The organism is Lysinibacillus sp. FSL M8-0355, from assembly GCF_038008985.1.
Taxonomy (GTDB): domain Bacteria; phylum Bacillota; class Bacilli; order Bacillales_A; family Planococcaceae; genus Lysinibacillus; species Lysinibacillus fusiformis_D.
Genome location: NZ_JBBPAI010000001.1, coordinates 2,803,279 through 2,816,456, shown reverse-complemented (window position 1 = coordinate 2,816,456; position 13,178 = coordinate 2,803,279). Strand labels below are relative to the sequence as shown.

The window sequence follows — 13,178 nt, the reverse complement described above, 5'->3', positions numbered from 1 at the left end:
TTTTATCAAAGCGAGATAAAACTGATGCTTAATCAGCATGTAAACGATTTCAATTTTGACAGATTTTTTTAATTGTTTGAACAATTCAAAAAATACTGTTGACGAGACCTTTTTTTCGTACTATGATAACAACAATTTAACACGTTCGTTACAGCAGTAGCCATCTAGTAGGCTGCTACTCTATAAACAAAAATTAAAAAGACAGAACATTTTGTCTATAGCAACGAACATAGTATGGATAGCAATGAGGGGCGTTTAAAATGAGAAGTGACATGATTAAAGTAGGCGTAGATCGAGCGCCACATCGAAGTCTTTTATATGCAACAGGCAAAGTAAAAGCAAAAGATTTAGGCAAACCATTTATTGGGGTTTGTAACTCATATATCGACATAATACCAGGTCACGTTCATTTACGTACGTTCGCTGATGTAGTGAAAGAAGCCATTATTGAAGCGGGTGGTATTCCATTCGAATTTAATACAATTGGTGTCGATGATGGTATTGCAATGGGGCATATTGGTATGCGTTATTCATTACCAAGTCGTGAAATTATAGCAGACTCAGCAGAGACAGTTATTAATGCACATTGGTTTGATGGTGTATTTTATATTCCAAACTGTGACAAAATTACACCAGGGATGCTGATGGCAGCAGTTCGCACAAACGTACCATCTATCTTTGTTTCTGGTGGTCCAATGGAGGCTGGTACTTCTGCTTCAGGCAAGCAGCTTTCTTTAACCTCTGTTTTTGAAGGCGTAGGAGCCCATAAATCAGGAAAGATGTCATCTGAAGAGTTGTTAGATATTGAAAATAATGCATGTCCAACATGTGGCTCATGCTCAGGGATGTTTACAGCCAACTCGATGAACTGTTTAATGGAAATGCTCGGTGTTGCTCTACCAGGGAATGGTACAATCGTTGCCACTTCTGAAGAGCGTCACAAGCTGATTAAAGAAGCAGCCAAACAATTAATTCGTATGGTCAAGGAAGACATTAAGCCACGCGACATTATTACAAAAGAGTCAATTGATGATGCTTTTGCTCTTGATATGGCAATGGGAGGCTCCACAAACACTGTTCTTCATACATTAGCCATTGCCAATGAAGCAGAAATAGATTACAACATTGAAGATATTAATAAAGTAGCAGAGCGAGTACCCTATTTAGCGAAAATTATGCCTGCATCCGATATTTCAATGGATGATATCAATAAAGCGGGTGGTGTTAGTGCCATTATTAATGAATTAACATCCATTCCGGGAGCTATTCATCCAGATCGCCCAACCGTTGCAGGTGTAACGATGGGTGAGCTTGTCAAAGATTATCACATCACGAATGATCAAGTCATTCGAACAAAAGACAATCCCTATAGTGCTGTAGGTGGGTTATCGGTGTTATTTGGTAACATTGCACCTGATGGCTCCGTTATTAAAGTAGGTGCAGTTGATCCTTCCATCAAAGTATTCAAGGGAGAGGCAATCGTCTTTGATTCCCAGGAAGCAGCGCAGGAAAATATTGATAATGGAATAGTGAAAGAGGGCCATGTAGTCGTCATTCGCTATGAAGGACCTAAGGGTGGCCCAGGGATGCCTGAAATGCTTGCACCAACATCTGCGATTCAAGGTCGTGGTCTTGGTACAAAGGTTGCATTAATTACAGATGGTCGTTTCTCAGGTGCATCTCGAGGTATTTCAATTGGTCATATTTCACCAGAAGCTGCTGAAGGCGGTCCAATCGCCTTAGTAGAAAACGGAGATATTATTGAAATTGATCTACCAAATCGTACGATTAATGTACAAGTTTCAGATGAAGTTTTAGCTGAACGTCGTGCAAAATTACCAGTCTTTGAGCCAAAAATCAAACGTGGTTGGTTAGCAAGATATTCAAAATTAGTGACGAACGCTTCCACTGGTGGCGTAATGAAAATTTAACAACTAGATAAATGAAAACGTTGATGAGGTTAAAGGTTCTAGAGCCTTGTATCTACCAGAGAGCCGGTCGTGCTGGAAGCCGGCGATACAACTAGATCCGACATCCCCTCGGAGTGGGCTATTAAACGTGTTTACACCATTAGATAGCTCCGGGCATAGTCGAAAGTGCTCGTTATTAATGAATAAATGTTTTATGACACCCTATTGGATGTGAAATTTTTTGCATAGGTGTATAAATGCAGTCATTTATTCGCGAGGTAGCAATTATTTGCTATAAAAAAGGGTGGTACCATGGAAAGTCTTTTTCATCCCTACGTAAGGTAGTTCTTTGCGTGTGGAGAAAAGGGCTTTTTTATTATTTTCACGACGTAATGAGCAAACTCTCAATGAAAAGGAAGAGAGGTAGACTTACCAGCTAGTGGCACTTTACTAATCTAGAACACTGATGTATGACTTTGAAAGAAATGAAGGAGGCATAAATTGATGAGTGCGAATGTTTCAATCAATGAACAAGAACAATTAGCAACAACAGCAACGGCTGAACAAACCTATCAAGCGAAGGACGGTGCAGATGTTTTAGTGCAGGCTTTGCATGATCAAGGTGTTGAAATCATCTTTGGCTATCCAGGTGGAGCCGTATTACAAATCTATGATGCGATGTATAAAAATCCGATTCGCCATATTTTAACAAGACATGAACAGGGGGCTATTCATGCGGCTGAAGGCTATGCACGTGTCTCAGGTAAAACAGGCGTTGTCATTGCCACAAGTGGACCTGGTGCAACAAACCTCGTAACAGGTATTGCGGATGCCATGATTGATTCCATCCCATTAGTTGTCTTCACAGGTCAGGTTGCTACATCTGTCATTGGAACAGATGCTTTCCAAGAAGCTGATATCATGGGGATTACGACACCAATCACAAAGCACAATTACCAAGTGCAGGATGTCAATGACATTCCACGTATTGTGAAGGAAGCATTCCATATTGCAAGCACTGGACGTAAGGGACCAGTGGTTGTGGACTTTCCAAAAAACGTTTCACAAATGTTGTTTGATGTAGAGAATCCACCACAAGCACCAGATGAAATTTATTTACCAGGCTATCAACCAACCTATCAACCAAACTATTTACAAATTCAAAAGGCGATCCAAGCAATTTCTTTGGCAAAAAATCCAGTTATTTTAGCTGGTGCAGGTGTTCTTTTTGCTGACGCACGTGAGGAATTAACGGCCTTTGCTGAAAAATACCGTATCCCCGTAACGAATACATTGCTAGGGCTAGGCTCCATTCATGGGGAACATGATTTATTCCTTGGAATGGCAGGGATGCATGGTACGGTTACAGCGAATACAGCCATCACAAAAACAGATTTACTACTCAATATCGGTGCACGTTTTGATGATCGCTTAACAGGAAATTTAGCCACATTTGCACCAAATGCAACGATTATCCATATCGATATTGACCCTGCTGAAATTGGTAAAAACGTACCGACAGATATTCCGATTGTTGCGGATGCAAAAGAGGCGTTAAAGGCATTGTTGAAAAAGGATTTCGAAGGTCCTGATACAGCAGACTGGCTAGCCTTTTTAAATAATCATGCGAATGAATACCCATTGTGGTATTGCAAAGATGCCAATACGCAAGAAATCTTACCACAAGAGGCATTGCAATTAGTGCACAAGATTACAGAGGGTGATGCCATTGTAACGACAGATGTAGGGCAGCATCAAATGTGGGCAGCACAATACTACCATTTAAATAATGATCATGCATGGGTAACGTCTGGTGGACTTGGTACGATGGGCTTCGGCTTCCCGGCCGCAATTGGGGCTCAGTTTGCGAAGCCAGACAAAAAAGTTATTTCGATTGTAGGAGATGCTGGATTCCAAATGACGGCACAGGAGCTATCTATTCTACAGGAATTTAACTTACCAGTAAAAATAGTGATTTTGAATAATAGTTGTCTTGGAATGGTGCGCCAATGGCAACAAACATTCTATGAAGAACGTTATTCATCGTCGCTGATGCCAATCCAACCAGATTTTGTTAAATTAGCGGATGCCTATAATATTAAAGGCTATCGTATTAACACAATCGATGAGGCGGAGAATATTTTCCGTGAGGCACTACTTTCTGATGAGCCAGTATTAATTGATTGTCGAGTGAAACAGCTTGAATGTGTTTACCCAATGGTAGCACCAGGCAAAGGCTTACATGAAATGATTGGGGTGAAAAAGAATTGAAACGAGTAATTACTGTAACTGTGATTAACCAAAGTGGTGTATTAAACCGATTGACAGGTTTGTTGATGAAGCGACAGTTCAATATTGAATCGATTACAGTAGGGCATACTGAACAACCAAATTTTTCTAAGATGACCTTTGTTGTCAATGTTGAGGATGAACGCAAAATCGAGCAGCTAGTAAAACAATTATCCAAGCAAATTGATGTGTTAAAAGTCAATGATATTACCGACAAATCAATTGTTCTGCGAGAGCTGGCGCTAGTAAAGGTTATTTCACCACCAAATCTACGCTTGGAAATGAATTCGATTGTTGAACCATTTCGTGCACAAATTATTGATACAGCCAAAAATGTTGTGACGTATCAAGTAGTAGGGCACCCAGAAAAGATTGATGCCTTTATCGAACTCATTCGACCATATGGCATTAAAGAACTGACACGTACAGGAGCCACTGCCTCTGTGCGTGAAACGCAAAAAATCTCAAACCCACAGCTCTCTATTTTAAAATAGTTTGCATATAAAATTGATAGCTTTATTGAAACAGCAAGTTGCTAAAGCTATGAAAACCAAACCAAATTCTAGGAGGAAATAAACTATGGCTACAATGTACTATGAACAAAACATCAACGAGGACGTATTAAAAGGAAAAAAAATCGCTATTATCGGTTACGGCTCACAAGGTCATGCACATGCACTAAACCTTAAAGAATCAGGCTTTGACGTAGTAGTTGGGGTTCGCCCAGGTGGATCATTCGATGCTGCGAAAGCCGATGGTATTGACGTGAAAACTGTGGCTGAGGCTGCACAAGAAGCAGATGTGATTCAAATTTTATTACCAGATGAGCGTCAAAAAGCCGTTTATGAAGCAGAAATTGCACCATATTTACAAGCTGGTAAAGCACTGATGTTTGCGCACGGCTTCAATATCCATTTTGGTCAAATTACACCACCAGCAGATGTTGACGTATTTTTAGTAGCACCAAAAGGACCAGGACATTTAGTTCGTCGTCAATTCCAAGAAGGTGCTGGTGTACCAGGTCTATTCGCTATCCATCAAGATGCTACTGGGCAAGCAAAAGATTTAGCACTTGCTTATGGGAAAGGAATTGGTGCTGCGCGAGGTGGTTTACTTGAAACAACATTCAAAGAAGAAACAGAGACAGATTTATTCGGTGAACAAGCAGTACTTTGTGGTGGTGCAACACAGCTAGTAAGAGCAGGTTTCGAAACGTTAGTAGAAGCTGGCTACCAACCAGAACTAGCTTACTTTGAAACGCTACATGAACTTAAATTAATTGTAGACCTAATGTTTGAAGGTGGTATGGCTACAATGCGCTACTCGGTATCTGATACAGCAGAGTGGGGAGATTATGTGGCAGGACCACGCATTATTGATGAAACTGTAAAGGCTCGTATGAAAGACGTGTTAACAGATATCCAAGATGGCACATTTGCACGTCGTTGGATTCAAGAAAATGAAAATGGTCGTCCAGAATATACAAAATTCAAGGAAGCTGGTGCGAACCACCAAATCGAAGAAGTTGGCGCGAAATTACGTGCTATGATGCCATTCATCAACGAAGGGAAAGAAAAAGTTGTGCGAGAAGTAGCGGCAAGTGCGAAAAATTAATATTTTCGATACTGCGCTTCACAATGGTGAACAATTGGCTGAGATCTACTTAACCGCAGCTGAAAATTTACTATGAGGATATATCGACTACCGGCCGTAACTCCTCTCAAGATGTTTAGAAGCTGCTATTAAATGCCATTAACCGTCATTTAATAGCATGCCTTCGGGAGCACATCCTGTATAGGTTTTAAAGGTAGTGAATCGTATGACATACCATTCACAAGTCGGATGCAATGATGATATGGCGTATTGTATCCATTCACAAAAAATTACGCGTAGACGTAATGAATGCGCCCACCTAAATTAATGGTAGGTGGGCGTCTTTACTAAATTAGCGAATGCGCTATACAAAGAAAGGTGTTTTGATGATGGAGAGAAAAATTACAGTACTTCCTGGTGATGGGATTGGCCCTGAGGTTGTTGCTTCTGCTGTACGTGTATTACAAGTGATTGGTAAACGATTTAATCATACTTTTCATTTAGGGTATGCAACAATTGGAGGTGCTGCTATCGACCAGCATAATAATCCACTACCAGAAGAAACAATCGAGATGTGTGAAAATAGTGATGCGATTTTATTAGGTGCTGTAGGTGGTCCAAAGTGGGATCAGAATCCACCTGAATTACGCCCGGAAAAAGGGTTATTGCGAATTCGCAAACACTTCGATCTTTTTGCAAATCTACGTCCAGTAAAGGCGTTCCCGAGTTTACTAGATGCTTCACCACTGAAACGTGAAGTAGCTGAAAACGTTGATTTAATGATTGTCCGTGAACTAACAGGCGGCGTATACTTCGGGGAACCACGTATGCGTACTGAAAATGGCGCAATTGATACAACGGTCTACTCAAAAGCAGAAGTGGAACGTATTGTTGAAAATGCCTTTGAGCTAGCACGTTTACGTGGCGGCAAATTATGCTCTGTTGATAAGGCGAATGTGCTTGAAACAAGTCGCTTATGGCGAGAAGTCGTAGAAGCTAAGAAAAAAGATTATCCAGATGTGATCGTAGAACATAATCTAGTAGACTCTGTGGCGATGAAACTTATTACAAACCCAGGACACTATGATGTTGTAGTCACTGAAAATATGTTCGGTGATATTTTAAGCGATGAAGCTTCTGTCATTACTGGCTCTTTAGGTGTATTACCATCAGCATCTATCCGTGGCGATAATTTTGGCTTATATGAACCAGTACATGGGTCAGCACCAGAAATTGCAGGGCAAGGAGTCGCAAACCCTGCAGCAACCATTCTTTCTGTCGCTATGATGCTGCAATATTCATTTGGTTTAACAGAAGAGGCAGCAGAAATTGAGCGTGCTGTTAGTGCGGTATTTGATGATGGTTACTTTACAGCAGATCTAGCCCGTGATGGCAATCGTATTCTTTCGACAAATGAATGGACAGATAAAGTAATTAATGAAATTGATACTAGCTTTGTTTCACAAAGCATTATGACAACATATATTTAAAGAAATAGGTGAAGACAATGGGTAAAAATATAATTGAAAAGATTTGGGATAAACATGTAGTTTATCAGGAAGAGGGCAAACCGGACCTGTTATATATTGATCTTCATTTAATTCATGAAGTAACATCTCCGCAAGCTTTTGAAGGGCTACGTTTGAATGGACGTAAAGTGCGTCGTCCTGATTTAAGCTTTGCGACAATGGATCATAATGTACCAACGAAAAATTTACAGACTATCCATGATCCCATTGCACGCAATCAAATCGAAACATTGGCTAAAAATGCTGAAGAATTTGGCGTTGAGCTAGCAGGGATGGGTCACCCTGACCAAGGCATTGTACATGTTATCGGGCCTGAGCTAGGGCTAACACAGCCAGGTAAAACAATTGTCTGCGGTGACTCACATACATCCACTCACGGTGCCTTTGGGGCAATTGCTTTTGGGATTGGTACATCAGAGGTAGAGCATGTATTATCGACGCAAACATTATGGCAAAATAAGCCGAAGACGATGGAAATTCGTGTTGAAGGGGAGCTACAAGTTGGCGTAGCAGCTAAAGATATTATTTTAGCCATTATTGCGAAGTTCGGCATTGGCGTTGGTACAGGACATATTGTGGAGTTCACTGGAGAGGCAATCCACAAATTATCAATGGAAGAACGTATGACGATTTGTAATATGTCGATTGAGGCAGGAGCAAAAGCAGGGCTCATCTCACCTGACCAAACAACCGTCGATTATATTCGTGGTCGCAAATATGCACCCCAAGGTGAAAAATTAGAGGAAGCAGCTGCTTATTGGCTAAGCCTTGCCTCAGACGAGGATGCTACGTACGATACAGTTCGTATCATACAAGCAGAAGAAATTGAACCTATCATTACATGGGGTACCAATCCCTCGATGGGTACGGGTGTTTCAGGATATGTGCCTACACAGGCAGATTACGAGGATGACTCTGATAAGGCGGCACTTCAAAAAGCGCTTGCTTATATGGGCTTAGAGGAAGGGCAATCCTTAACATCCATTGACATCCAGCATGTCTTTATTGGCTCCTGTACAAATTCACGAATTAGTGATTTACGTGCGGCAGCTAATATCATCAAAGGACGCAAGGTGCACGATAAGGTCACAGCGATCGTTGTGCCAGGGTCACATACTACGAAAAAGCAAGCGGAGGCAGAAGGTTTGGATAAAATCTTTATGGAAGCTGGCTTTGAATGGCGGGAGTCAGGTTGCTCCATGTGTTTAGCCATGAATGATGATGTCGTACCAGCTGGTGAACGCTGTGCTTCTACATCTAACCGCAACTTTGAAGGACGTCAGGGCGCGGGTTCTCGTACACATTTAGTATCACCACCAATGGCAGCAGCCGCTGCGATTGCAGGTCATTTTGTTGATGTGCGTGAATTTGTCAAGGAAACTGTGTAAATCTTGCTTTACACGGAAGGGATGAGTAAAAATGGAACCAATTAATATCGTCAATAGTGTCATCACACCACTTGATCGTAAAAATGTCGATACAGATCAAATTATTTCAAAGGAATTTCTAAAACGCATTGAGCGCACAGGTTTTGGGCAGTATTTATTTTATCACTGGCGCTATGATGCGCAAGGCAATGAAGTAACAGACTTCGTATTAAATAAACCTGAATTTAATGCATCAAAAATTCTAGTAGCACAAGATAATTTCGGCTGTGGCTCATCTCGTGAGCATGCACCATGGGCCATTTTAGATTATGGTTTTAATGTAGTAATAGCACCTTCCTTTGCAGATATCTTCCATAATAATTGCTTTAAAAATGGAATTTTACCTATTAAGCTAACAGAAGCCGAATGCGATAATATTCTGGCTAAAGGTTTGGCAAAGCCGTACACAATGGAAGTAAATCTGGCAGAGCAAACTGTAACGGGTGAAGATGGTACAGTGTATCAATTCTCGATTGATCCGTATTATAAGGAAACGTTACTCAATGGCTGGGATGAAATCGCCTTAACCTTTAAATACGAAGACCATATTGCTGCCTATGAAGCAAAGCGGATAGCCTATTAACTTGATAGACTGAAGACAACTTTATGTTGTCTTCAGTTTTTTCTTTTACAGTGAAATAAAGTAAAGCTGTTGATTTCCACTACTGATGGATCAATTAGCACCCAAAGATCATTTAGTATGAAAACTAGAGACTGCTATTGATTTCGTTTATTTATCTAGTAGAAAACCTCTCTTCAGCCTAACATCCAAGTATTAATCCCTTCATTCTCATGTCGTAAATGTTCGGCTTCCTCCACAGACGATTCCCAAATATGATGTTGAATGAGTTTCTGGTGATTTGTCTATTAAAGAAATGTTTAGCTTCCCCATACTCATATATAAATGGAAGGTACTAAGTTCTATGGTCTAATTGTGTCTTAGTGTTCAAATTATAAAAGAAAAAATTCCTAAATATAACATTATCTATTGATATTTTTACATAATATGTTATTTTAAAATGGGTAATATAGTACCAAATAATAAATATATTACCAAATAAGTAATGTAGTACTATAGGAGGACTTATTATGAAGAAAAAATTTAAATTCAATCAAGTGTTAATTGGGATTAGCACAATGGCACTGTCGTTAGGAGGGTTACAAGCAGAAGCATCAGCAGCAGAAAAAACGCCCTATAATGTATTACAAATGAAACCAATTGGCATAGAAACGTCGAAAGATGAAATTGTACACTCTACAAAGGCTGATGAAACATTATCATTTGATGAACGTTTGGAAATTGGAGATTTTTCGCAACATCCAGCTCCAATTATAGAACAGGCTGATACGAAGCAATTGCAGGAAAAGTACTCGATGGCAGAGCTTAATAAAATGAACGATCGTGAGCTAATTGATACGCTAGGAAATATTCGGTGGTATCAAATAACAGACTTGTTCCAATTCAGTGAGGAAACAAAAGCTTTCTATCAAAATGAAGAACGCATGCAAGTGATTATTAATGAATTGGGGAAAAGAGGAAGTTCTTTTACGAAAGATGATTCAAAGGGGATTGAAACATTTGTTGAGCTATTGCGTTCGGCTTTTTATGTAGCATTTTATAATAACGAACTAGGTTATTTAAACGAGAGAAGTTTCCAAGATAAGTGTTTACCAGCATTAAAAGAAATAGCTAAGAATCCGAACTTTAAACTAGGTACAGCTGAACAAGATAAAGTAGTATCTGCCTATGGGAAATTAATAGGTAATGCTTCTAGTGATGCGGAAACAGTTCAACTTGCTACGAAGATTTTAAAGCAGTATAACGAAAATCTCTCTACATTTGAAGACGAGTCGTCAAAAGGACAAGCTATATACGATGTAATACATGGCATTGATTATGACTTACAGTCGTATTTATATGATACTCGTAAAGAAGCTAATACGACGATGTGGTATGGCAAAATTGATAGCTTCATAAATGAAGTTAATAAAATTGCTCTTATACATAATGTGACAGATAACAATAGTTGGTTAATCAATAATGGCATTTATTATGCAGGGCGTTTAGGAGGCTTCCATAGTAATCCGAATAAAGGTTTAGAAGTTGTTACACAAGCGATGCAAATGTATCCATATTTAAGTGAAGCTTATTTTGTAGCAGTAGAGCAAATTACTACAAATTATGGTGGAAAAGACTATAGTGGAAAGACAGTAGATTTACAGCAAGTACGTGAAGAAGGAAAGGAGCAGTATCTACCGAAAACATATACATTTGATGATGGATCCATTGTATTTAAAACGGGAGATCAAGTAACAGAAGACAAAATTCAAAGATTATACTGGGCTGCAAAAGAAGTAAAAGCACAATATCATCGTGTAATTGGGAATGATAAAGCATTAGAACCAGGTAATGCTGACGATGTCTTAACAGTAGTCATTTATAACTCTCCAGATCAATATCGATTAAACCGTCAATTGTATGGATATGAAACAAATAATGGTGGTATTTATATTGAAGAGAATGGAACGTTCTTTACATATGAACGGACGCCAGAGCAAAGTATTTATAGTTTAGAAGAGTTGTTCCGTCATGAATATACACATTATTTACAGGGTAGGTATGAGGTTCCAGGTTTATTCGGAACAGGTGATATGTACCAAAACGAGCGACTAACATGGTTCCAGGAAGGAAATGCAGAATTTTTCGCTGGATCAACGCGTACAAATGACATTGTTCCACGTAAGAGTATTATTAGTGGATTATCGGAGGATCCATCACAACGCTATACAGCTGAACAAACAATGTTTGCAAAATATGGATCATGGGATTTTTATAACTATTCATTTGCATTGCAGTCTTATATGTATAATCACCAATTTGATACATTTGATAGGATTCAAGATTTAATTCGAGCGAACGATGTGAAAAATTATGATGCGTATCGTGACACTTTAAGTAAAGATCCACAACTAAATGCGGAATACCAAGCCTATATGCAGCAATTGATTGATAATCAAGAAAAATACGAGGTACCACAAGTATCAGAAGATTATTTAGTGCAACATCAACCAAAAGCGTTAGACGAAGTGGAGCAAGAAATTGTCGATATTGCTAACATGAAAAATGGAAATATGACAAAACATAAATCTCAATTTTTTAATACATTTACACTCGAAGGCACGTATATAGGTAGTGAAACACAAGGTGAATCTCAAGATTGGAAAACGATGAGTAAGCAAGTGAACCAAGTATTGGAGCAACTGTCGCAAAAAGAATGGAGCGGCTATAAAACAGCGACAGCGTATTTTGTAAACTACCGTGTGAATGCGGCAAACCAGTTTGAATATGATGTTGTTTTCCATGGCATTGCGACGGATGAGGGAGAAAATCAAGCGCCTTTTGTATCTATAAATGGTCCATATACTGGAATCAAAAATGAAAAAATCCAGTTCAAAAGCGATGGTTCAAAAGATCACAATGGAGATATCGTTTCTTATCTTTGGGATTTTGGTGATGGAAAAACAAGTGAAGAGCCAAACCCTATTCATGTATATGAAGCTGAAGGAACATATAATGTGATATTAACAGTGCAAAATGATAAGGGAATAGCAAGTAAAGCTAAAACAATTGTAACTGTACAGAAAGGGGAGCAAACAGAGAATAATCATCCAGAAGAAGCGACTATCATTCCATTTAATATGCCTCTAAAAGGTAGTTTGATTGATAAGGATACGAATGTATATCAATTCGATATTACGTCTCCAGAAGAAATAGATATTTCTGTTGTAAATGAAAATCAAATTGGCATGACATGGGTGCTTTATCATGAGTCTGATATGCAAAATTACACTTCCTATGGGCAGGAAGATGGGAATATTATAAAAGGAAAATTGAATGCAAAACCAGGAAAATATTATTTATATATTTATAAATTTGATAATGAAAACGGGACATATACAGTAAATGTACGGAATGGAGCGCAAACAGAGATAGAACCAAATAATCATCCCGAAGAAGCGACTATAATGCCATTTAATATGCCAATAAAAGGTAGCTTGCTTGATGATGATAATACGGATATATATCAATTCGATGTTACGTCTCCAAAAGAAATAGATATTTCTGTCGTAAATGAAAATCAAATTGGCATGACATGGGTACTTTATCATGAGTCTGATATGCAAAATTACACTTCCTATGGACAGGAAGATGGAAGTATTATAAAAGGAAAATTAAATGCAAAACCAGGAAAGTATTATTTATATATTTATAAATTTGATAATGAAAATGGAACATATACTGTTAATGTACACTAATACTATTTTTTAAGATAAACGAAAATTCTTGTTTTTAGTGTGACGAGTAGCATTGAAAACTAAATAGTGTACGTAAGACATTCCTAGTTTAAAAAGCCCAATTTCTCTGTAAT

General features: G+C 38.8%; 8 protein-coding genes. All 8 read left to right on the top strand.

Features of this window, described 5'->3' with window-relative positions; genetic code table 11:
- The first annotated feature begins 260 nt into the window (after positions 1–260).
- The 8 genes from ilvD (at position 261) to MKY46_RS13640 (ending at position 13,065) form a co-directional block, all read left to right on the top strand.
- Positions 261–1,931, top strand: a complete 1,671-nt coding sequence (gene ilvD / locus MKY46_RS13675; protein ID WP_036123280.1) for a dihydroxy-acid dehydratase — start codon at positions 261–263, stop codon at positions 1,929–1,931.
- A gap of 483 nt (positions 1,932–2,414) precedes the next feature.
- Complete coding sequence (gene ilvB / locus MKY46_RS13670; protein WP_340834509.1) at positions 2,415–4,181, top strand: biosynthetic-type acetolactate synthase large subunit; 1,767 nt, start codon at positions 2,415–2,417, stop codon at positions 4,179–4,181.
- Positions 4,178–4,693, top strand: a complete 516-nt coding sequence (gene ilvN, locus MKY46_RS13665; RefSeq protein ID WP_036123293.1) for an acetolactate synthase small subunit — start codon at positions 4,178–4,180, stop codon at positions 4,691–4,693. Before ilvB ends, ilvN begins: the two co-directional genes overlap by 4 nt.
- A gap of 85 nt (positions 4,694–4,778) precedes the next feature.
- Complete coding sequence (ilvC, locus tag MKY46_RS13660; RefSeq protein ID WP_036123296.1) at positions 4,779–5,813, top strand: ketol-acid reductoisomerase; 1,035 nt, start codon at positions 4,779–4,781, stop codon at positions 5,811–5,813.
- Between the two features lie 368 nt (positions 5,814–6,181).
- Complete coding sequence (gene leuB / locus MKY46_RS13655) at positions 6,182–7,282, top strand: 3-isopropylmalate dehydrogenase (protein ID WP_036123302.1); 1,101 nt, start codon at positions 6,182–6,184, stop codon at positions 7,280–7,282.
- Between the two features lie 17 nt (positions 7,283–7,299).
- Entirely contained in the window at positions 7,300–8,709 is a 1,410-nt protein-coding gene (leuC, locus tag MKY46_RS13650) for a 3-isopropylmalate dehydratase large subunit (RefSeq protein WP_058844542.1), read from the top strand.
- Positions 8,710–8,740: 31 nt separating this feature from the next.
- Entirely contained in the window at positions 8,741–9,331 is a 591-nt protein-coding gene (gene leuD, locus MKY46_RS13645) for a 3-isopropylmalate dehydratase small subunit (protein WP_036128340.1), read from the top strand.
- Between the two features lie 506 nt (positions 9,332–9,837).
- Positions 9,838–13,065: a collagenase gene (locus tag MKY46_RS13640; RefSeq protein WP_340834507.1), complete on the top strand. Its 3,228-nt coding sequence runs from the start codon at positions 9,838–9,840 to the stop codon at positions 13,063–13,065.
- Positions 13,066–13,178 lie beyond the last annotated feature (113 nt).

Excerpts from the sequence above, each read along its gene's own strand:
- ilvD (WP_036123280.1), top strand. The coding sequence starts at position 261 with ATGAGAAGTGACATGATTAAAGTAGGCGTAGATCGAGCGCCACATCGA.
- ilvB (WP_340834509.1), top strand. The coding sequence starts at position 2,415 with ATGAGTGCGAATGTTTCAATCAATGAACAAGAACAATTAGCAACAACA.
- ilvC (WP_036123296.1), top strand. The coding sequence starts at position 4,779 with ATGGCTACAATGTACTATGAACAAAACATCAACGAGGACGTATTAAAA.
- leuB (WP_036123302.1), top strand. The coding sequence starts at position 6,182 with ATGGAGAGAAAAATTACAGTACTTCCTGGTGATGGGATTGGCCCTGAG.
- leuC (WP_058844542.1), top strand. The coding sequence starts at position 7,300 with ATGGGTAAAAATATAATTGAAAAGATTTGGGATAAACATGTAGTTTAT.
- leuD (WP_036128340.1), top strand. The coding sequence starts at position 8,741 with ATGGAACCAATTAATATCGTCAATAGTGTCATCACACCACTTGATCGT.
- MKY46_RS13640 (WP_340834507.1), top strand. The coding sequence starts at position 9,838 with ATGAAGAAAAAATTTAAATTCAATCAAGTGTTAATTGGGATTAGCACA.